Origin of the sequence: Mesorhizobium sp. B2-3-10 (genome assembly GCF_006442275.1) — a bacterium.
Lineage (GTDB): Bacteria > Pseudomonadota > Alphaproteobacteria > Rhizobiales > Rhizobiaceae > Mesorhizobium > Mesorhizobium australicum.
Window position 1 is genome coordinate 410668 of sequence record NZ_VFVT01000002.1, and the last position, 19169, is coordinate 429836.

A 19169-nucleotide genomic window follows, 5' to 3' on the forward strand; every position below is an offset into this window, starting at 1 on the left:
GCGACGTGCGAATGCAAAGAAGAAAATACCTTTCGGCGCCGATCCTTCAATCACACCGCAGGATAATGCGGCGTTCCGCGGAATAATTTTGCGCCTCTGCGCCGCGCCTATTTCTGGCGCACGCCGAAACTCTGAAAACCCTGGCGCATCAGCGGCTTCTTGGACGACAGCACGCCGGAATTGACGCCGGTCCAGCCGATCTCGCCGGAGAGCTTGCCATACTCGATCTTGGGGCAGCGGTTCATCACCACCTTGATGCCGGCCGCTTCGGCATGGGCGGCTGCCTCGTCATGGCGCACGGCAAGCTGCATCCAGATGACTTTCGGCAAGGGATCGAGTTGCAACACCTCGTCGACGATGCCTGGGACCGCCGCGGCATTGCGGAAAATATCGACCATGTCGATCGGCTCCGGTATGTCGGCCAGCCTCGCATAGGTCATTCGGCCGAGGATTTCCTTGCCGGCCTGGCCAGGATTGATCGGGAACACCGAAAACCCCTTGGCCAGCAGGTATTTCAGGACGAAATAGCTCGGCCTGACATCATTGGCCGACGCCCCGACCATGGCGATCGACTTCACCGAATTGAGGATGCCGGCAATGTAGGCATTTTCGTAAGTGTCGTGGTTCATGCGGCAATCATCTTCCTGCGGTAGTGGTATCGGTAGAGTTCGCGATTGAAACCAAGCGAGGCATAGAGCGCGCGGGCCGGAGAGTTGTCGACAACCACTTGCAGACACGCCGCCTCCGCCCCCGCCTGCCGAGCCCAACCGATCAGACCGCCTACGGTCTTGCGACCGAGGCCTTGCTGCCTGAAATGGCCGTCCGTTTCAACCGATTCCACGACGAGCATGCCATCCCGGATAACGCCAAAGGCCACGGCAACAATCGCGCCTTCTAGCTCCGTCGACACGAAAGCCCGCTCCCCGACGATCAACTTCGTCATTTCGCGGACGATCCGGCGATCGGTGTCTCCATAGGCTCCCATGCGAAACCGCGCGTCGAACCAGCTTTCGCTTGGTGCCGGTAAGATGGTAACCCGCGCGTCGGGCGACACCTTAAATTCTTCGATACCGGCAAACAGATGGATCGAGCCGCCCTCGGTGTCATAGCCGTGGCGATCAAGGATGGTGTCCATCTCGCTGGCGATGTCAGGGACCCGAAACAGGACTGCCTGGTCGTGACCGGCATAAAACGCTTCCGCGGCGGCAAGCGTTGAGTCCGGCTCCGCCCGTTTGCCACGCAAAGGATTGACCGAATTGGTGCGGCGGATCTTGCCGCTCGATCGCCGCAGAAGCCAGCCGTCGGCGACCGTCTCGGTGGCCGCCGGCCAGCCTTCACGACAGGCTTGTTCGACCCGCCATTTGAGATCTTCGTCACTGACGGTCATCCCTCGTCTCCCCAAGTGCTTCCTCCATGAAGGATCGCGGGTCATTGCTGAAATCGCGCAGCATGCGGAAGTGGTCGGTATCACGAAAGTCGGCAGGCTCGAGCCCAAAGCGGCTGATGCGGAACAGTTGCGCGCCGGGACAGGCCATCAACAGCGGCGAATGGGTCGCCATGATCACCTGCGCAGTGCCCGATTGGTCCATGCGCCGCAGCATCTTCAGCAATTCGATCCGGCGCGTCGGCGAAAGCGCGCTCTCGGGCTCGTCGAGAATATAGATGCCTTGCCTGCGGCAGCGCTCCTCGAAGAAGCGGATGAAGCCTTCGCCATGCGACCAGGACAGGAAATCCGGCGGCGGTGGCTTGAACGGATCCTCCAGCGCTGCCTGGTCGAGGTAGCGGGCCACCGAGTAGAAGGATTCGGCACGAAAGAACCAGCCGGCGGTGACTTTTGGCAACCAGTGGCCACGGAAGGTGTTTGCCAGTGCGGCGCCACTCTTGTCGATGGCGCCGGAATGGTCGACGGGCCGGTAACCCTTGCCGCCGCCCGCTTCGTCATAGCCGGCCAGCGCGCCGATCGCCTCGAGCAGCGTGGATTTACCGGTGCCGTTCTCGCCGACGATGATGGTGATGGGCGTGGTGAATTCGAGCTCGAACGCGTGGCCGCGAAACAGCGGCAGGTTCCACGGATACTTTTCCCAGTCCGTAACCCGCTCCCGGTCGAGCAAAATCCGTTTGAGGTACGGTGCCTTGAGCCGTGTCAGTTGCTTGCGGTAGGCCATCAATCAGGCAGCGAAATCGTGCCGTCGTCCGCGATCGGAAAGGCCGGGTTATGAGCCACCTCCCAAACATGCCCGTCGGCATCGGCGAAGTACCCATACCAGCCGCCCCAGAAGGCGCGGCCGGCCGGCTTGATGATGCGCCCGCCGGCCTTTTCCGCCTGCGCCAGCACTTCGTCGACCTCGGCATCGGAGCGGGTGTTGTAGGCGAGATAGACGGCCGAGGGCGCCTGGGCGAAGGTGATACCGGAGTCCTCCTCGGCGCTGGGGCGCGGGAACAGGCCGAGGATCGCGCCGCCCATCTGGAAGAAGGCGACACCGTCGGTGATCCCCGCGTGGCGCTTCAGACCCATCGCCTCGTAGAAGCGCACGGCGCGATCCAGATCTTCGGTGGCGATGGTGATGATGGAAATGCGCGGTTCCATGATCCTATTCGTCCGTCCATTCCGGCTTGCGCTTGCCGATGAAAGCGCCGATGCCCTCTTCCGCGTCCCGCGCCAGCATGTTCTCGACCATGACGCGGCCGGTATAGGCATAGGCATCGGCCAAGCCCATCTCGGCCTGCGCGTAAAAAGCTTCCTTGCCGGTCTTGATCACCAAAGAGGATTTGGAAGCAATGGCTTGCGCGTATTTGGTGACAATCTGATTCAGGTACTCGCGCGGCACGACGCGGTTCACGAGGCCGAATTCCTTGGCGGTCGCGGCGTCGATCGTCTCGCCGGTCAAGAGCATCTCCATCGCCTGCTTGCGCGAGACGTTGCGCGACAGCGCAACCATCGGCGTCGAGCAGAACAGGCCGATGTTGACGCCCGGCGTGCAGAAGGTCGCCTCATGCGAGGCGATCGCCAGGTCGCAGCTGGCGACCAATTGCAGGCCGGCGGCTGTCGCCAGGCCGTCCACCTCGGCGATGACAGGCAAGGGATGGCGCACGATCGTCTGCATCAGCATGGCGCAAGCGGCAAAGGTCTCTTCGAAGAAGGCCTTGCCGCGATCGGCATCGGCACGCCGCGAGGTCATTTCCTTGAGGTCGTGGCCGGCGCAGAACACCTTGCCGGCCGCCGACAGCACAATAACGCGAACGGCCTTGTCCGCCTTGGCGTGTTCCAACTCCGCCACGAGCGCCGCCATCACCGAAAGCGACAGGGCATTGGCGGGCGGATTGGCGAGCGTCAGGCGCAGCACGCCCTTCTCCCGTCTTGTCGTGACCGGGCCCTCGTCGGTGGCAGCAGGCTTGATGGCAAGGATTTCGGCCATGGCTAAGATCTCCGCGATTCCGGTCGTGCAGGCAGAGTATCTAATATCGGATCGGGTTTCGTCCAACACCCATCGCTTGCGCCAGCATGATGTATATGTTGCCAGAAACACCCGGCTGCGCCCATACAGGCTTGGCGCAGAACGAGAGACCGATATGCCCGCCCAGACCAACCTCAAGCCGGTGCTGACCGCAACGCAGATCAATTTGTTAATGGAAACCGTCTTTCCCCAACTCAACGAGAGTGCCGCCGCCTACGAGGCGATCGACGTGTTTCCAGGCGGCTGCATCGTACGGCTCAATGCCGGTGAACGGCATTTGCGTCCCGGCGGCACGGTGTCCGGCCCTGCCCTGTTCACGCTGGCCGACATTGGCGGCTATGTCTGCGTGCTCAGCCATGCCGGGCCGGATGCGCTCTCGGTCACCACCAACCTCAACATCAACTTCGTGCGCAAGGCCGAAGCCGGGCCGATCGATGGCCATTGCCGCATCCTGAAGCTCGGCAAGAGCCTGATGGTGTTCGACATTGACATCGTCGCCGGCCCGGAAGGACACACGATCGCGCATGCCACGGGTACGTATTCGATCCCGCCGCAGCGATCGTAACGATTGAACTTCTTGGCGATGCGTATATATATGCGCACAGGCAACTTGTGATCGAGCGTGACAGCCGAAAGATATTGAGGCGCCTCAAGGAGGACGGGTTTGAGTTGATTTCCATCCGCGGCTCTCATCACAAACTCCGAAAGGGCGAGATCGTGCTGATTGTTCCGCATCCCGAAAAGGACCTGCCCACCGGCACTGCTCGTGCGATCGCCAAGCAAGCTGGCTGGATCAGATAGGTCGACCTCTACTGGAGTTCCGTAATGAAGAGCTATTTCGCTTTGGTCGACAAAGACCCCGACAGCGCGTTTGGTATTCGCTTTCCGGACATTCCCGGCTGCTTTTCGGCTGCGGATAGAGCGGAGGACATCGTACCCAGCGCCGTCGAAGCCTTGCAATTGTGGGCGGAGGACATGCCTGTTCCAGAACCATCCAGCCACGAAGCGATTGTCGCTCTCCCCGAAATACGGAACGCGCTTGCCGAAGGCGGCTATCTGGTCTCGGTGCCGCTTATCGACAATGACAGCGCGGTCGTCAGAGCCAATGTGACTTTCGAGCGTGGTGTCCTGCGAGCTATCGACACTGCCGCACGCCAGCGCGGTATTACCCGGTCAGCATTCCTTTCCAGCGCGGCTCGCAAGGAAATCGAGGCAAAGCACTAAGGCGGACCCGAGACACAAACGATTGCAGGTGTGGTAAAATAATACCTTTTCCCAAACATCTGATTTTGCTGCACTTTCTTGGAAATCTGCTTTTTAGCTTGTCTTGACGCAATCGCCACCCTCGCCTATAAGCCTTCACGAAGCAGCGGCCCGCAAAGGCCGCCGTTTTGTTATTGGCTGATGACAAGCGTCTTTCGCCAATCCAAGCAACAAGAAACGCCTTCACTCCCGAAGGTCAGAACCGAGAGCAGAAAACATGACAACCTTTTCGCAGAAGCCTGCGGATGTGGTGAAGAAGTGGATCCTGATCGACGCCGAGGGTCTCGTCGTCGGCCGTCTCGCCACTGTCATCGCCAATCATCTTCGCGGCAAGCACAAGCCGACCTTCACCCCGCATGTCGACGACGGCGACAATGTCATCGTCATCAATGCCGACAAGGTGGTATTCACCGGCAAGAAGTTCACCGACAAGGTCTATTACTGGCACACCGGCCACCCCGGCGGCATCAAGGAGCGCACCGCGCGTCAGCTGCTCGAGGGCCGTTTCCCCGAGCGTGTCGTCGAGAAGGCCGTTGAGCGCATGGTTCCGCGTGGCCCGCTCGGCCGCCGCCAGATGAAGAACCTGCGCGTCTATGCAGGTGCCGAGCATCCGCATGTCGCCCAGCAGCCAGAAGTCCTCGACGTGGCCAAGCTGAATTCCAAGAACAAGAAGGTCGCATAAGATGGCTGAGCTTTCCTCGCTCGCAGAACTGGGCGCCGCCACCGGCAACACCAATACGCAGGCCGCCGCCCCCGTCCACGTCCAGAAGCTCGACAAGTCGGGCCGCGCCTACGCCACCGGCAAGCGCAAGAACGCCATCGCGCGCGTCTGGGTGAAGCCGGGTTCCGGCAAGATCGTCGTCAACGACAAGGAATTCGCGAGCTATTTCGCGCGTCCGGTCCTGCAGATGATCCTCAACCAGCCGATCATCGCGTCCAACCGCTCGGGCCAATACGACATCATCGCCACCGTCGTCGGCGGCGGACTTTCCGGCCAGGCCGGCGCGGTGCGTCACGGCATCTCGAAGGCGCTGACCTATTACGAGCCGGCGTTGCGCGCCGTGCTCAAGAAGGGCGGCTTCCTGACCCGCGACAGCCGCGTCGTCGAGCGCAAGAAGTACGGCAAGGCGAAGGCCCGCCGTTCCTTCCAGTTCTCGAAGCGCTAACCGTTTCGAATTTTCGGACAATCGAAAAGGCCGCCTCCGTGCGGCCTTTTTGCTTGAACGCGGCGGATCAATTGATGCTGGCGGTCGCGGCTGGCTCGATGCGTTCGCCCGTGCCGGCATAGGGCACCCGATAACCATTCGCCGCCAGCCAGCCGATCGCCGCTTTCGGCTCGTCGGTCTGGATGATGGTGGCGCCACGATCGGCCCAGAAGCCCCAGGCTTCGCGCGGCAAGCTGGCCTGGACCGCCAGTTCGTCGCCACGGCCGCCGGCGAGGAAGCCGCCTGGTTTGTTGACGATGGCATAGGTGTCGGCCCAGATATGCCAGTCGCCCCTTACCGCCTCAGCGCGCATGCGCGTGCTGAACAGCGGCCCGCCGGTTTCGGTCAGCGTCTCGGCGCCCGCCCGCCAGTTGATCAGTTCGATCGCGCGCGGCGCGAAGACGTGGTCGACCGTCGAGGCGAAGCCCGCATCATGGACCGCGTCATCGGCGATGATCGGCATGAACTGGAAGCCACCGCCTGCGGCAGTCATGGCCGCCTTCACCGTGCTGATCCTGTTCTGGTCCCAAAGGTTTTCCTTGACGATGACTTGCTCGGCCATGCCGAGTTCGCGCGCTATCGCGATCATGCCCGGGAGGTCGCCGACTTCGAGCTTGTTGTCGAGATTGATGAGGATTCTGTCCCGTGTCGCCATCAGCATCTCGCGCAATGTCGAGACGGTCTCGTTGGTGACGGCATGGGTGCCCTCGATCACCAGCCGGCATCTCTTCAACTCGGCCAGCGTGTAGTTGATGACCTCGCCCTTGCAGGTCGTCGTGCGGTCGAGCCAGCTGTCATGCACGACGATGAACGCACCATCCTTCGAGCGCCGGATGTCGACCTCGACGATTTCGGCGCCGATCGCGATCGAGCCCTCCACGGCGGCAAGCGAGTTTTCCGCATAGAGCGTCTTGCCGGCCTGCATGCTGCCGGCGCGATGGGCGGCCACCATGACATGGTCGCGCCACTGGTTGGCATGTTCGAAGCGGTCGAGGATCTGCCTGGCGCGGGTTTCGCCGGCCAAGGCTTGACCGGAAGCGGCGGAAAGCGCCGTGGAAAGCAGAAGGCTCAGCCAGATCGTCCGCATCGAGAATCGCTCCTTGCCGGATCGAGCCGGGGATAGGCGACATCGGTGACATCCCGGTGAACGAAGCCGGCTAAAGCGCGTCGCGTCGAAACCGATTCAGGCGACGCGCTTTACAGCGTCGCGGCGAATCGGCTTCGCCCGACCCGCTGTAAGCTCCTGATTTTATGCATGTCGTTGTCCCGGAACCGAGGACGCTTCCGGGCGACGTGCATTAGGTCTTTGTTTTCATGCATGTCGTCTTCCCCAAAACCGAGCTCAATTTGGGCGACATGCATTAGCGGTTGGACGGATGCGGGTCAGATGCGCTTCGACAGCCGGCGGAACCAGGCCATCGCAGGCATTTCGACCAGGCGCCATGTCACCCACGACACGGCGATGGTGGCGGCGAGCATGACGACGATCGCCACGGTCCCCGTCCAGCCGGCGCCAAAGCCGGTCGCGGGCTCGCCACGCAGTACGATGTCGCCAACCAGGCCGAGGCCGAGTTTGCGCTCGACCAGCCCGGCGACATTGATCAGGCGCGCCTGAACGAAGATGTGGACCATGTAGATCGAATAGGACAGCGCGCCGAGCGTCAGCATCAACGGCGTCCTCAGCAACGCGCTGATCCAGCCGCCTTCATGGGCGAAGAGAAACAGCGCCAAGGCGAACACCAGGGGCGCGGCGATGCCGGCGTCATTGTCGCCCGCCAGCGAGACAAAGAGAGCGATGACGACCACCATGACGATTTCGGCAACAGTCCAGCTCATCCTCGGGCCGTTTGCGGCCAGAACCTGTCGCGCTCCTGCAATGGAATCATGCTGAAACCAGGCCAGCAGGGCGCCCAGCGAGAAGCCGTAGAGGCAGCGGATGAAGCCGAAATCATAGGACACATCCATATGATGCGTGGAGAAGCCGAGCAGGAACAGCGGCGCGGTGACAGCGGCGGCGACCAACCATATCCAGGCGCGCGCGCCGGCGATGAAGAGCACGCCGGCAAACAGGAGATAGGCAAAGAACTCGGCCGAGATGCTCCAGCTCGGGGCGTTCCAGGTCAACCGATCCTCGAAGCCGACACCTTGCAGCAAAAGGAGATTGGCAGCCAAGCTCCTGAGGTCGAAGCCACCGGTGAAAGGAGCAGCGCCCGTGCCATGCAGCTGCGGCAGCACGAGCCGCAGCAGCTCGAAGGCGGCAAAGGCGGCAATCATGACCAGATGCAGCGGATAGATGCGGCCGAAACGGACTAGCGCGAAGCGGCAGACCTCCTGAGTGCGGCCGAGCCGATCGGCATAGCTGGAGGCGATGACGAAGCCGGAAAGGACGAAGAAGAAGTCGACGAAAAGATAGGACGAACCGATGAAGCTGCTCTGCGAGATCGTCGAGGCGGTCGGGAAATGAAACAGTGCCACCAGCAACGCGCAGATGCCGCGCCACGAATCGAGAACCCGGAACCGATCGCCGGCGATCGTACCGGTGTGGGTCGACACCACGGCATCCGACGGATTAAGAAACGCGGTCTGCGTCATGATGATACAAGTCCTGTCTTGCCGTGGCACCCGGGCGGCGCGGTTTCGTCTCCCCAAGCCGTGACTGGCATCTTCCATGCCGGTTCTGTAGTTGTTGCACCCCGATGAAAACGAGGACCCGTAATGGCGACCAACACCATCGACCATGCCTTCACCACCCGCTCCAAAACGGGTGGTGCCCTCGAGCCGACCTACTCCGGCGCGCTGTCTTTCATGCGGCGCAAATACACCAAGGACGTGAAGGGCGCGGATGCGGTGGTGTGGGGCATTCCCTTCGACGCCGCCGTCACCAACCGACCGGGCGCCCGGTTTGGGCCGCAGGCGATCCGCCGCGCCTCCGCGATCCTCGACAACGACCCGCAATACCCGTTCTCGCGCGATCTGTTCGAACACCTCGCCGTGGTCGATTATGGCGATTGCCTGCTCGATTCGGGCAACCATCAGAAGACGCCCGGCACGATCGAGCGCGAGGCGGCCAAGATCCTGAAATCGGGCGCCTTCCTGCTGACGCTCGGCGGCGACCATTTCGTCACCTGGCCGCTGCTCAAGGCGCACGCCGCCATCCACGGACCGCTGGCCTTGGTGCAGTTCGACGCCCATCAGGACACATGGCCCGATGACGGCAAGCGCATCGACCATGGTTCCTTCGTCGGCCGCGCGGTCAAGGAAGGCATCATCGATCCCGATCGCTCGATCCAGATCGGCATTCGCACCCATGCGCCCGACACATTCGGCATCAAGATTCTCCATGGTCATGAAATCGAGGAAATGCGCGCCTCCGACATCGCCTACGCGATCGTCGATCGCACCGGTGGCAAGAAGACCTATCTGACCTTCGACATCGACTGCCTGGATCCGGCCTATGCGCCGGGAACCGGCACGCCGGTTTCGGGTGGCCCGTCGTCGGCGAAGATCCTGTCGACGCTGCGCCAGCTGAACCAGGTCGATATTGTCGGGGCCGATGTCGTGGAGGTTGCGCCGGCCTACGATCACGCCGATATAACGGCGATCGCCGGCTCGATGGTGGCCATGCAATATCTCGGTCTGCTGGCCGAGCGAAAGGCCCGGCTCGAGGAGCTGAACAACGGCAACCACAATGGCGCCACGATCAATCATGGCAACGGCATATAGTTTCGAGATATCAGGGAATTTGATCAGGCAATGAAACCGAAAATCTTCATCGATGGCGAGCACGGCACCACCGGCCTCCAGATCCGGGCGCTGCTTGCCGAGCGCGGCGATCTGGAGATCATTTCCATCCCGGTCGAGCGCCGCAAGGAAACGGCCGCCCGCGCCGAATTCCTCAACGCCGCCGATATCGCGATCCTATGCCTGCCCGACGATGCGGCCAAGGAAAGCGTCTCGCTGATCGCCAACGAAACCACCAAGGTCATCGATGCGTCGACCGCGCATCGCGTGGCCGAAGGCTGGGAATATGGCTTCGCCGAACTGGACAAGGAGCAGGCGAAAAAGATCGCCACGGCCAAGCGCGTCGCCAATCCCGGCTGCTGGCCGCAGGGGCCGATCGCAACGCTCAGGCCACTGGTCACCGCAGGCCTGCTGCCGGCCAGTTTCCCGATCGTGGTCAACGGCATTACGGGCTATTCGGGCGGTGGGCGCCCGATGATCGAGGATTATGTCGCCAAGGGCGAGGACGCTTCGGAATTCCTGCCCTATGGCCTGACCCTGCAGCACAAGCACGTGCCGGAATTGAAGGCCTATGCGAAGCTGTCGCATGATCCGATTATGCAGCCGGCGGTGGGCAATTTCGCGCAAGGCATGATCACGGTGGTGCCGTTGCAGCTCGGTGGCCTCGACCGCGTGCCGACGGGTGCCGAACTTCACGCCGCCATTGCGGACCATTTCGCCGCGATCCAGGGCGGGGTGGTCGAGGTGGCGCCCTATGCACATCTGGAACGCGTGCCTGACATCGATCCGGAGATCTACAACGGCACCAACCGCATGAAGGTCTATGTCTTTGCCAACGACAGCAGAGCCCAGGCGCTGCTGCTGGCGGTCTACGACAATCTCGGCAAGGGCGCTTCGGGTGCGGCCGTCCAGAACATGGACCTGATGCTCGGTCTCTGATGGATGCACCAGCCTTTCCAGCGCGCTGGAAGGTCAGCGAACCGGAACTCATGGCCGAGACCTTTTCGAGCGGCATCTGGAAGGTGCGGCTCGAGGACGGCTCCCCAGACCGCCAGGTGCATATCGCCGTCGCCCAGGCCAGGCTCGATGCGCTCAAGGCCGCTGACAGGGTTGCCAAGGCAAATCAGGACCAGGCGGCCAGGCCGACCAGGACAAATCGGCACCATCCGCCGCCGCACTGCGTCAGGCTGAATTCGACGGCGAGAAGACGACCCAGTCGAACGAATTCTGGATGTGATCGGCTGCACTCAACGTCCGACGGCAATCTCGTTGGGTAAGGGATAGGCGCCCTTGGTGCCGCGCCAATGCGCGGCGGCAAAGCCCAGCACGACGAGCGCGAAAGCCTGATGGGTCAGCGCCATGTGCAGTGGCACCTGCATCAGCAGCGTACCAATACCGATCGAAGCCTGCACCAGCACTAGAACGAACAACAGTGTCGCGCGTCGCGCATGCGTTGAGCCGGGCAGACGCAGACGCGTGGCGATCATGTGCCAGAGCGCGACGGCGAAGACCGTATAGGCGCCAAGCCGATGGATGAACTGCACCGTTTTCGGACTTTCGAAGAAATTGCGCCACGCTGGCTCGAGCACGAGCAGATCGCCGGGGATGATCCGGCCGTCCATCAGCGGCCAGGTGTTGTAGCTCATGCCGGCGTCGAGACCGGCAACCAGGCCGCCGAGATAGATCTGGACCAGCGCCAGAAGCACGATGAAACCAGCCAGCCGCTGCGTCGAGCGATCGGCCGCGGGCTCGGAATGCGGCGCAAGGCCACGCGCGACGACCATGGTCGCGGTAAAGATAAGTGCCGCCAGCGTGAGATGCGTCGCCAGCCTGTACTGGCTCACCGACACGCGGTCGACCAGGCCGGACGCCACCATCCACCAGCCGATGGCCCCCTGCAGGCCGCCGAGAAGCAGAATGCCGACCAGTTTCGGCCCAAGGCCGCGCTCGATGCGACGCGTCGCGCAGAAGACCAGCAGCGGCAAGGCAAAGACCAGGCCGACGCTGCGCGCCAGCAGGCGATGCGCCCATTCCCACCAGAAGATCGACTTGAACGCCTCGACGCTCATGCCCTTGTTGAGTTCGGCGTATTGCGGGATCTGTTGATAGCGCTGGAATTCCTCCTGCCACTCGGCGTCGTTGAGCGGCGGGACGACGCCATGGATCGGCTGCCATTCGGTGATCGAAAGGCCGGATTCGGTCAACCGCGTGGCGCCGCCAACCAGCACCAGCGCGAACAGCACCAGGAGCACGACGTAGAGCCAGCCGCGCACGAGTGCCCGGTTGTGCAGGTCGCGGTCGCGGGCCTGATAAGGCGCGGCGGCGGTGATGGCGGCCATGGATATGTCCCGGCAGGTTGAATGTCGCGGATTGGTGAACCATCGCACTCCTGCTGGCAAGGCCGCGCAGCGCGGCACGCCGTCGCGCCCGGTGTCGTGGGTTGCGCGTGCTTTGCGTTGGGCCTAAGCGGTAGCCATCAACGAGGCCAAGACATGCCCATTCGCCTGAAAAAACTGATCGGAATGTTCCTGCTGTTGGCGCTGGTCATCATCTACGCGCTGGTCGCCTCGGTCTTCGCCGTCGCCCGCCTGTCGGAATCGGGCGCGCTGGTGCAATTCCTGTTCTTCCTCGTCAGCGGCCTGCTCTGGGTGCTGCCGGCAATGGGCATCATCAAATGGCTGATGCTGGAGCCGCGGACTAAGCGCTGAGCCCTGCCCGGTCACGCCGTACGTCAGACGGTAACGACCATCTTGCCGGCATTGGCGAGCGGGGTCGTCACGCCCGACAGCATGGTGCGGATGTGGGCGAGGCTCTGGTAGCGGCCATTGACCGAAATGCGCGGCAAGGCATGCAGGAAGCCGGCATGTTCGGCGCGCAGCACGCCGTGGCGGGTGGTCACGGCTGAGGCATAGCCGGCGTCGCGCGCAAAGCCCACTTCGCGGCAGCCGACGGCGCTGGCATAGCCATAGGGATAGGCGAAATGGCGCGGCTCCTCGCCAAGTCCGGTCCGCAGCATGTCCTTGACGGCGCCGATCTCGCACCGCGCATCGGCCTCGGAAAGCCGCTTCAGGTTGCTGTGGTTGATCGTGTGGGCGCCTATCGTCACCAGAGGGTGCTCGGCGACGGTGCGGATCTCATCCCAGTTCATCAGCGTGCGCAGGCGCGGGGCGTCGGCGTCGACGCCATTCGACGCGGCGAGACCGCGCAGCACGGTCCGCAGGTCTTCCTCGCGGACCTCGGTGGTGAAATAGGCATGCAGGCGGGCGATGGCCTGATGTTTCCTGGCGGGGGTCCCGCAATCGATCGCCGCAGGGCCGTTCGATGTGGCCAGGGTCAGGCGGTCGCATGCATTGACGATATCCTCCACCACATCCCACCAAAGGTGGGCGGAGCCATCGATCAGCCCGGGCGCCACATAGATGGTGAGCGGCGCGCCATGCTTTTCCAGCACCGGCAGGGCTTCGGTCATGTTGTCGCGATAGGCATCGTCGGCGGTGATGGTGGCGAACCGGCCGCCCTTGCCGCCTGCCTCGATACGCTCCACCGCTTCATCCATCGAAACGAAGGCATAGCCGCCCGCTTTCATGTCGGCGATCACGGCATCGAGGAAACTGGGCGCGATGTTGAGGTGCCGGTTGACGCTGTCGGGCTTTTCGGGCGTCGCCGTCACGCGATGCAGCATCAGGATGGCGCCGATGCCGCCGACAAACGGCCTGGCCAGCGGTGCGAGGCCGGTATAACGGGCGACGTTGAGCGCCAGTTTCCGGATTGCCTCCCCACCGTCGATCATTCATTCACCTTTTGCGCCTAGGCTAACCAAGCACGGAATACGCCCGAGCGCCCCCAAATCGGGATCAATACGCCTTAAGGATTGAGGTATGGTTGACGCAACCGCGTCATTTGATGGCAAGCGGCTCGCGGCGAGCCAGGCCTCGCCACGCACGCTACCCAGAAATGCCGCGGGGCCGTTAGTTTCCATTGCCGCCGCCGAGGGGCTCGCGGCATATGCGACGTTCTGTCGTTCGGCGCTCTATGCTCCAGCGCAAAGTGCGGCATGGGTGTTGAATTGGGCCGCCGAGGTCAGGCCCGATCTGCTCATTGCCACGCTGGAACTGGAGGGCAAGCCGGCCTTCGCACTGGCGTTGGAGGTGGTCAAGCGCGGCCCGTTGCGGGTCGCCCAGTTCATGGGCGGCCGCCACGCCAATGGCAATTTCTGCGCCGCCGAACCGCAATGGCTGGCCAGCGGCGACCTCACGGCCATCCAGTCGATGCTCGCGGCGATCGCCAAATTCCGCCCCGATATCGATCTCATCGCGCTGGAAAGATTGCTGCCCGATCTCGACGGCATCGCCAATCCGCTGGCATCGCTCGATCACTTCGCCAGCCCCAATCTTTCGCTGGCCGTCGACCTCAGCGGCGGATTCGATGCGCTGCTGCTGCGCGCCAGCGGCAAGCGCAAACGCAAGAAGCATCGTTCGCAGACACGCAAGTTCGAGGCTGTCGGTAGCTACCGGCGCATCGAGGCGAGCAGTGCCGACGACGTGGAGAGGCTGCTCGACGCGTTCTTCGAGATGAAGGAACAGCGCTTCCGCAAGATGGGCATCGCCAACGTCTTCGGTGACGACCGGACACGCGCCTTCTTCCGGGGGCTGTTCAAGCAAGCACTTGCCGGGGACAAGCCTTGCTTCGTGCTGCACGGGCTGGAAGTCGCCGGGAAGCTGCGCGCCGTCACTGGAGCGAGCCGCTCGGGCAGGCGGCTGATCTGCGAGTTCGGAGCGATCGCCGAGGATGATCTTGCCCACACCAGCCCGGGCGACTTCCTGTTCTTCGACAACATCCAGGATGCCTGCCGGAGCGGGTTCGCGGTTTATGATTTCTCCGTCGGAGACGAGCCTTACAAACGGTTATGGTGCGATATCGAAACCCGGCATTTCGAAGTCCTCGTCCCGCTGACGCTCAAGGGCCGTGCGCTGGGACAGGCGCTTCGCCAGGGCGCGCGGCTGAAGGCCTTTGTCAAGAACAGCCCGGCAATCTGGAAGCTCGCCAAGCTGCTGCGCCGCAAGGCCGTTGGACAGACAGCGCCCGTGCCCACGGAAGACGAAAACTAGCCCCAATACGCCACAGGATATTCGATGTGACGACGCTGAAACTCGAATAGACCTGATGGGCCTCTGAACAGCTGTTATCTCAAGCAGCCGAACGCCGCCCCGGCACCGGATTGCCTGGCGGCTCGTGGCCGAGCGGCGTCACCAGCGTCAGGTCGGGATAGCCGCTCTCGATCAGCTTGACCGCGGCCTGCGTCACCTCGTCGTCGGCCTCCAGCATGGACAAGAACACCTCGGTGGCCTCGCCGCCCAGACGGCTGATGCCTTGTGCATCGGCCGGCCCGCACTCGACCACCACCAGATCGTAGGCTGTTGTCAGCGACTGCATGATGATCGGCAGCCGATCGGCGGCACGCATGGCACGGACGGGATCGGCCGTGCCGACGGGGATGACATGGCAGTCGGAATAGAGGTCGCCATGGATCACGTCGCTGAACTGCGCCTGCGACGCCAGCAGATTGGTGATGCCCGGGAAAAGCCCGCTGTCCAGCATCGGGCGCGAGGCAGCCCCTGAGGCAGTGAGGTCGAGCAGCAGGACGCGCAGTCCGGCGTCGGAAACCTCGCGCGCCACCAGGATCGCCGACGCCGCCGCTTCATCGCCCTCGGGGGAAACGAATATGGCGCGCGCGGCCCCGCTGGCGATCAGCTTCTCGGCTGCCTTCTCGACGTCGATCTCGCCGAGCACGGAGCGCGGCCGCCGAACCTCCACGGGTTCCGGCTCAGCCATGGGCTCAGGCTCTGCCACGGGTCCAGATTTGGTCAAGGATTCGGATTTGGCCAACGGTTCAGGCTCGGCGATAGGCTCCGCTTTGGCGACGGGCTCGAACTCGGCGGCAGACCGCGGCTGCGCCGGAGTTTCCGTGACCGTTTCGGGCCATGATACGTCGGCGGTGCGAGTGGCGCGCTCAGTGGCGACAGCCGGTTCGAGGCGGGTGGACGGCTCCTGATAGGCGGCCGGCGGCATCGTCACCTCGTCGATCGGCTCAAATCGCGCGCCCCTGGCTGGGCGCATGGCACGGCCCGAGAAAAGCTCCCGCAGCAGCGTGAACACGGCCGCCAGCAGAAGGGAAGCCGCGGCGGCAGCACCGACGATCGGCCCGACCTTGGGGAAGTATGGCTCTGCGGGGACCGAAGCCGGTGAGGCGATGCGGGCGTCGACCGGGATATAGTTGCGATCCTGACGCGACGCCGCCTCGCGATAATTGGTCAGGTAGAGTTCGAGCTGCTGGCGCTTGGCGGCGGCATCGCGCTGCAGCGCGTCGAGACCGACCTGCTGCTCACCGGCCTGCGCCGAAGCAGCCTTGAGTGTGTTGACGTCGGCGACGAGCTGGCTTTCGCGCGCCTTGGCGGCATCGGCCTGCATCGCCAGGCCCTTCATGATCTTCTGGGCTTCGCTGCGGATCTGCGCGTCGAGATCGGTCAGTTGCGATTTGGCCGCGCGAACACGCGGATGATTGTCGAGCAGCGTCGTCGACAGATCGGCGATGTTGGCGCGCAGCTCGACCTGGCGCTCCCGCAAGCGCTGGATCAGATCGGAAGACAGCACTTCCGGCAGCGAATCCAGCGATCCGCCGTTCTGCAGCGCCTTGCGCACGCTCTCGGCCGTGCCTTCGGCCGCGGCCCGGTTGGCCCGCACCCGCGACAACTCGGTCGACAGCTCGGCCAATTGCTGGGTGGCCAGGGTGGAATTGTTGCCGCCCATCAGGAGGTCGGACTGCGAGCGGTAAGCCGCGACCTTGGCTTCGGCATCCCTGACCTGCTTGGACAGATCGGCGATCTCGGGCGCCAGGAAGTCGGCGGCGGCGGTGTTCGATTCGCTCTTAGCCGCGCCCTGCCCCGCAATGTACGCGGCGGCAATGGCATCGGGGATGGCGGCCGCGAGCTTCGGATCTTCCGAGGAGAACTCGATGGCAATGATGCGAGTCTTTTCAACGCCGTAGACGTTGAGCTTCTCGCGCATCTTCTTCAGGACACGTTCGTCGGCCGGAACATCCATCGGGTCGTTCTTCAGGCCAAGCAGGATCAGCACGCGGCTCAGCGACGACATGTTGATCGTCTCGTCGAACTCGGCCAGTCGCGACAGGCCGAGCTTCTGCGCGACCTGCTTGAGGATCTCGTTGGACGAAATTATCTGGACCTGGGTGGCAACGCCCTGCTCGTCGAGGATCGGCTTGTCGCTGTCCGGATTGCTGCTGGCGGGCCGCGTGTAGACCGATTCTCGCGGGGCGATCTCCACCTGCGTCTGGGCCTTGTAATGGCGGGTCGCGAACGACGCAGCCACGAAGGCAAGCCCCGTCACCACCAGAACGAAGACCAGAATCCGCAGCCAGTTGCGTCCCAGGCTGGCGAAGAGCTGCCTAAGATCAACGTCGACGTCTGCGGCCGCGGATTGAACGGACATGCATCCCACTCCGAAACTGGATCAGCATGCACCGTAAACAACTATGGTAACCCAGCCGTTAAGATCACGGTAAGCTTCCGTTAGGATTTTGCCGGGGCCGACAAAAAAATCGATAAAATAGCAAAACCTTGCCTGCTAAAACGCTATTGGCGCGCTCCTTTACCGGCCATTAACCCTAACAGGATGATAACGGACCCGATCCCAGATGTTTGCTGCGACATCGCAGCGGCCAGTCGAAGGTACCTGTCCGGTCATGAAAAGCACTGCTTCCCTGTTTCGCGCACTGCTTGCCGTTTCGATGCTCGCCGGCTGTTCCAGCTACCGGCCGACGCCGGCCGCCTTCCACGAGGTCCTCGAACAGCCCTATCGCCTCGGCGCAGGCGACCGGGTCCGCGTCACTGTGTTCGAACAGGAGGGCCTGACCAACAGCTACAGCGTCGACCAGTCCGGTTATATCTCCTTCCCGCTCGTCGGCGCCATACCGGCACGGGGCCATACCGCGCAGCAGATGGAAAAGGAGATCGCCGACAAATTGCGGCAGGGCTATCTGCGCGACCCCGACGTCTCGGTCGAGATCGATCGTTACCGGCCGATCTTCGTCATGGGCGAAGTGGGCGCCGCCGGCCAGTATTCCTACGTGCCCGGCCTGACGGTGCAGAAGGCCATCGCCATTGCCGGGGGCTTCACGCCACGCGCCAACCAGGAGAGCGTCGACATCACCCGCGATATCAACGGCAAGGTGATAACTGGCCGTGTGGTCACCTCCGATCCCCTGCTGCCGGGAGATACCGTCTACGTCCGCGAACGTCTGTTCTGACAGACACCTCGTGGCGGACAAGCTCAGGATCGTCCACTGCTTTCGCTCACCCGTGGGAGGAATTTTCCGGCACGTGCGCGACCTGGCGGAAGCGCAGGTCGCCGCCGGCCACATGGTCGGCATCGTCTGCGACTCGACCACCGGCGGTGAATTCGAGGAGCATCTTTTCGGGCAGATGAAGGACATGCTGGCGCTCGGCGTTCATCGTACGCCAATGCAGCGTCACGTCGGCCCGGGCGACCTCGCCTCGGCCCGGCGCACCTACAGGATCATCAAGGAATTGCGGCCGGACGTGCTGCACGGACATGGCGCCAAGGGTGGCGCCTATGCCCGTCTGTTCGGCTCATTGTTGCGGGTATCAAGGTCTCGCGTAGCCCGCCTCTATTCGCCGCATGGCGGCTCTCTCCACTATGACGAGAACACAGCCACCGGAAAGCTGTTCTTCGCGCTCGAGTATCTCATGGCGCGCTTCACCGATTGCCTGCTGTTCGTCTCCGACTACGAGCGGCGGACCTACCGCAGGAAGGTGGGTGAACCGCCGATCCCGAACACGCTGGTCTACAATGGACTTCGCACCACCGAATTCGAGCCGGTAGCCGCCAGGGCCGATGCGGCTGATTTGCTCTATATTGGCATGATGCGGGACCTCAAGGGCCCGGATATCTTCATCGATGCCCTGGCCGCCGCCGCTCCCCGGCTCGGCCGCGCACCGAGTGCGGTGATGGTCGGCGACGGCGACGACCTGCCCCGCTACCACGCGCAGGTGAAACGCCTCGGGCTTGAAGACAATGTCCGTTTCCTGCCGCCAATGCCGGCCCGGGAGGCCTTTGTGCTGGGGGCGCTCGTCGTCGTTCCTTCGCGCGCGGAAGCCATGCCCTATACCGTGCTGGAGGCACTTGCCGCGGCAAGACCTGTTATCGCGACCTCGGTCGGCGGCATACCGGAGATTTTCGGTCCAAGCTCCCCCGCCCTGATTCGCCCGGATCCGGCCGAGCTCGCCGACAAAATGAGCCAGGCGCTGGGCGACCTTGCCACCTATCGCCGATTGATGCCTGACGAATCCACGCTCAGGGCGCGCTTCGGCGCCGACGTCATGGCCGCCGAAATCGAGAAGGCCTACTTCGCCGCGCTCGCAAGTTAGCTCGGGCCCTTCCAAAGCCACAGGTTGTTTCAAGGGTTTCT

Annotated in this window: 21 protein-coding genes and 1 pseudogene; 12 read left to right on the top strand and 10 right to left on the bottom strand. The window is 63.1% G+C overall.

Features of this window, described 5'->3' with window-relative positions:
• Positions 1-107 precede the first annotated feature (107 nt).
• Genes FJ943_RS08645 through FJ943_RS08665 form a run of 5 tightly spaced genes read right to left on the bottom strand, consistent with a single transcriptional unit; the run spans position 108 to position 3416 of the window.
• Positions 108-629 (bottom strand): CoA-binding protein, encoded by a 522-nt coding sequence (locus FJ943_RS08645; protein WP_140720732.1) that lies wholly within the window; start codon positions 627-629, stop codon positions 108-110.
• A complete protein-coding gene (locus FJ943_RS08650; protein WP_140720734.1) occupies positions 626-1387 on the bottom strand; it encodes a GNAT family N-acetyltransferase in 762 nt (253 codons plus the stop codon). The genes FJ943_RS08645 and FJ943_RS08650 overlap by 4 nt, the downstream gene beginning before the upstream one ends.
• Positions 1374-2165, bottom strand: coding sequence for an AAA family ATPase (locus FJ943_RS08655; RefSeq protein ID WP_140720735.1), 792 nt, complete (start codon positions 2163-2165; stop codon positions 1374-1376). The genes FJ943_RS08650 and FJ943_RS08655 overlap by 14 nt, the downstream gene beginning before the upstream one ends.
• Positions 2165-2587 carry a VOC family protein gene (locus FJ943_RS08660; RefSeq protein ID WP_140717524.1) on the bottom strand — a complete coding sequence of 141 codons (423 nt, stop codon included), beginning with the start codon at positions 2585-2587 and terminating at the stop codon, positions 2165-2167. The genes FJ943_RS08655 and FJ943_RS08660 overlap by 1 nt, the downstream gene beginning before the upstream one ends.
• Positions 2588-2591: 4 nt before the next feature.
• Complete coding sequence (locus FJ943_RS08665; RefSeq protein WP_140720737.1) at positions 2592-3416, bottom strand: enoyl-CoA hydratase; 825 nt, start codon at positions 3414-3416, stop codon at positions 2592-2594.
• 154 nt (positions 3417-3570) lie between these two features.
• Between FJ943_RS08665 and FJ943_RS08670 the strand changes: the two genes are divergently transcribed.
• From FJ943_RS08670 to rpsI, 5 genes are all read left to right on the top strand, one after another.
• Complete coding sequence (locus FJ943_RS08670; protein ID WP_140720738.1) at positions 3571-4020, top strand: PaaI family thioesterase; 450 nt, start codon at positions 3571-3573, stop codon at positions 4018-4020.
• 50 nt (positions 4021-4070) lie between these two features.
• Positions 4071-4256: a type II toxin-antitoxin system HicA family toxin gene (locus FJ943_RS08675; protein ID WP_140721014.1), complete on the top strand. Its 186-nt coding sequence runs from the start codon at positions 4071-4073 to the stop codon at positions 4254-4256.
• Between the two features lie 24 nt (positions 4257-4280).
• Entirely contained in the window at positions 4281-4679 is a 399-nt protein-coding gene (locus FJ943_RS08680) for a type II toxin-antitoxin system HicB family antitoxin (protein WP_140720740.1), read from the top strand.
• Between the two features lie 256 nt (positions 4680-4935).
• Positions 4936-5400 (top strand): 50S ribosomal protein L13, encoded by a 465-nt coding sequence (gene rplM / locus FJ943_RS08685; protein ID WP_010915638.1) that lies wholly within the window; start codon positions 4936-4938, stop codon positions 5398-5400.
• Position 5401: 1 nt separating this feature from the next.
• Entirely contained in the window at positions 5402-5884 is a 483-nt protein-coding gene (gene rpsI, locus FJ943_RS08690; protein ID WP_140720742.1) for a 30S ribosomal protein S9, read from the top strand.
• Positions 5885-5951: 67 nt separating this feature from the next.
• Here rpsI and FJ943_RS08695 read toward each other — a convergent pair whose 3' ends face one another.
• Both FJ943_RS08695 and FJ943_RS08700 read right to left on the bottom strand, forming a co-directional pair.
• Positions 5952-7010, bottom strand: a complete 1059-nt coding sequence (locus FJ943_RS08695) for a glycerophosphodiester phosphodiesterase family protein (RefSeq protein WP_140720744.1) — start codon at positions 7008-7010, stop codon at positions 5952-5954.
• A 296-nt stretch (positions 7011-7306) separates the two neighbouring features.
• Positions 7307-8515: an acyltransferase gene (locus tag FJ943_RS08700; protein WP_140720746.1), complete on the bottom strand. Its 1209-nt coding sequence runs from the start codon at positions 8513-8515 to the stop codon at positions 7307-7309.
• 123 nt (positions 8516-8638) lie between these two features.
• Between FJ943_RS08700 and speB the strand changes: the two genes are divergently transcribed.
• From speB to FJ943_RS29910, 3 genes and pseudogenes are all read left to right on the top strand, one after another.
• Positions 8639-9646, top strand: a complete 1008-nt coding sequence (gene speB, locus FJ943_RS08705; RefSeq protein ID WP_140720748.1) for an agmatinase — start codon at positions 8639-8641, stop codon at positions 9644-9646.
• A gap of 30 nt (positions 9647-9676) precedes the next feature.
• A complete protein-coding gene (gene argC, locus FJ943_RS08710) occupies positions 9677-10603 on the top strand; it encodes an N-acetyl-gamma-glutamyl-phosphate reductase (RefSeq protein WP_140720749.1) in 927 nt (308 codons plus the stop codon).
• Positions 10603-10710, top strand: a pseudogene (locus FJ943_RS29910) (3'-kinase); the annotation flags it as partial. The gene argC and the pseudogene FJ943_RS29910, both read left to right, overlap by 1 nt.
• 201 nt (positions 10711-10911) lie before the next feature.
• On the opposite strand, the gene FJ943_RS08720 reads toward FJ943_RS29910, so the two are convergent.
• The gene (locus tag FJ943_RS08720; RefSeq protein ID WP_140720751.1) at positions 10912-12003 is read right to left on the bottom strand and encodes a COX15/CtaA family protein; all 1092 of its coding nucleotides are present in this window, start codon (positions 12001-12003) and stop codon (positions 10912-10914) included.
• Between the two features lie 153 nt (positions 12004-12156).
• Between FJ943_RS08720 and FJ943_RS08725 the strand changes: the two genes are divergently transcribed.
• Entirely contained in the window at positions 12157-12372 is a 216-nt protein-coding gene (locus tag FJ943_RS08725) for a DUF2842 domain-containing protein (RefSeq protein ID WP_140720753.1), read from the top strand.
• A 23-nt stretch (positions 12373-12395) separates the two neighbouring features.
• Here the strand turns inward: FJ943_RS08725 and FJ943_RS08730 are convergent, their stop codons facing one another.
• Positions 12396-13454 carry a polysaccharide deacetylase family protein gene (locus FJ943_RS08730; protein WP_140720754.1) on the bottom strand — a complete coding sequence of 353 codons (1059 nt, stop codon included), beginning with the start codon at positions 13452-13454 and terminating at the stop codon, positions 12396-12398.
• Between the two features lie 88 nt (positions 13455-13542).
• Here FJ943_RS08730 and FJ943_RS08735 point away from each other — a divergent pair, with 88 nt between their 5' ends.
• Positions 13543-14772: a GNAT family N-acetyltransferase gene (locus FJ943_RS08735; RefSeq protein ID WP_140720756.1), complete on the top strand. Its 1230-nt coding sequence runs from the start codon at positions 13543-13545 to the stop codon at positions 14770-14772.
• A gap of 79 nt (positions 14773-14851) precedes the next feature.
• On the opposite strand, the gene FJ943_RS08740 is transcribed toward FJ943_RS08735, so the two are convergent.
• Positions 14852-17170, bottom strand: a complete 2319-nt coding sequence (locus FJ943_RS08740) for a Wzz/FepE/Etk N-terminal domain-containing protein (protein ID WP_140720758.1) — start codon at positions 17168-17170, stop codon at positions 14852-14854.
• Positions 17171-17423: 253 nt separating this feature from the next.
• On the opposite strand from FJ943_RS08740, the gene FJ943_RS08745 reads away from it, so the two are divergent.
• Both FJ943_RS08745 and FJ943_RS08750 read left to right on the top strand, forming a co-directional pair.
• On the top strand, positions 17424-17987 hold the full coding sequence (locus tag FJ943_RS08745; protein ID WP_041163468.1) for a polysaccharide biosynthesis/export family protein: 564 nt from the start codon (positions 17424-17426) through the stop codon (positions 17985-17987).
• Between the two features lie 10 nt (positions 17988-17997).
• Positions 17998-19128: a glycosyltransferase gene (locus FJ943_RS08750; protein WP_140661954.1), complete on the top strand. Its 1131-nt coding sequence runs from the start codon at positions 17998-18000 to the stop codon at positions 19126-19128.
• Positions 19129-19169: the final 41 nt, after the last annotated feature.

What these genes read in the sequence shown, in the direction of transcription:
- rpsI (WP_140720742.1), top strand. Translation starts at nt 5,402, where the DNA reads ATGGCTGAGCTTTCCTCGCTCGCAGAACTGGGCGCCGCCACCGGCAAC.
- argC (WP_140720749.1), top strand. Translation starts at nt 9,677, where the DNA reads ATGAAACCGAAAATCTTCATCGATGGCGAGCACGGCACCACCGGCCTC.
- rplM (WP_010915638.1), top strand. Translation starts at nt 4,936, where the DNA reads ATGACAACCTTTTCGCAGAAGCCTGCGGATGTGGTGAAGAAGTGGATC.
- FJ943_RS08740 (WP_140720758.1), bottom strand. Translation starts at nt 17,170, where the DNA reads ATGTCCGTTCAATCCGCGGCCGCAGACGTCGACGTTGATCTTAGGCAG.
- FJ943_RS08645 (WP_140720732.1), bottom strand. Translation starts at nt 629, where the DNA reads ATGAACCACGACACTTACGAAAATGCCTACATTGCCGGCATCCTCAAT.
- FJ943_RS08660 (WP_140717524.1), bottom strand. Translation starts at nt 2,587, where the DNA reads ATGGAACCGCGCATTTCCATCATCACCATCGCCACCGAAGATCTGGAT.
- FJ943_RS08725 (WP_140720753.1), top strand. Translation starts at nt 12,157, where the DNA reads ATGCCCATTCGCCTGAAAAAACTGATCGGAATGTTCCTGCTGTTGGCG.
- FJ943_RS08720 (WP_140720751.1), bottom strand. Translation starts at nt 12,003, where the DNA reads ATGGCCGCCATCACCGCCGCCGCGCCTTATCAGGCCCGCGACCGCGAC.
- FJ943_RS08670 (WP_140720738.1), top strand. Translation starts at nt 3,571, where the DNA reads ATGCCCGCCCAGACCAACCTCAAGCCGGTGCTGACCGCAACGCAGATC.
- FJ943_RS08695 (WP_140720744.1), bottom strand. Translation starts at nt 7,010, where the DNA reads ATGCGGACGATCTGGCTGAGCCTTCTGCTTTCCACGGCGCTTTCCGCC.
- FJ943_RS08700 (WP_140720746.1), bottom strand. Translation starts at nt 8,515, where the DNA reads ATGACGCAGACCGCGTTTCTTAATCCGTCGGATGCCGTGGTGTCGACC.
- speB (WP_140720748.1), top strand. Translation starts at nt 8,639, where the DNA reads ATGGCGACCAACACCATCGACCATGCCTTCACCACCCGCTCCAAAACG.
- FJ943_RS08735 (WP_140720756.1), top strand. Translation starts at nt 13,543, where the DNA reads ATGGTTGACGCAACCGCGTCATTTGATGGCAAGCGGCTCGCGGCGAGC.
- FJ943_RS08745 (WP_041163468.1), top strand. Translation starts at nt 17,424, where the DNA reads ATGAAAAGCACTGCTTCCCTGTTTCGCGCACTGCTTGCCGTTTCGATG.
- FJ943_RS08680 (WP_140720740.1), top strand. Translation starts at nt 4,281, where the DNA reads ATGAAGAGCTATTTCGCTTTGGTCGACAAAGACCCCGACAGCGCGTTT.
- FJ943_RS08730 (WP_140720754.1), bottom strand. Translation starts at nt 13,454, where the DNA reads ATGATCGACGGTGGGGAGGCAATCCGGAAACTGGCGCTCAACGTCGCC.
- FJ943_RS08665 (WP_140720737.1), bottom strand. Translation starts at nt 3,416, where the DNA reads ATGGCCGAAATCCTTGCCATCAAGCCTGCTGCCACCGACGAGGGCCCG.
- FJ943_RS08655 (WP_140720735.1), bottom strand. Translation starts at nt 2,165, where the DNA reads ATGGCCTACCGCAAGCAACTGACACGGCTCAAGGCACCGTACCTCAAA.
- FJ943_RS08650 (WP_140720734.1), bottom strand. Translation starts at nt 1,387, where the DNA reads ATGACCGTCAGTGACGAAGATCTCAAATGGCGGGTCGAACAAGCCTGT.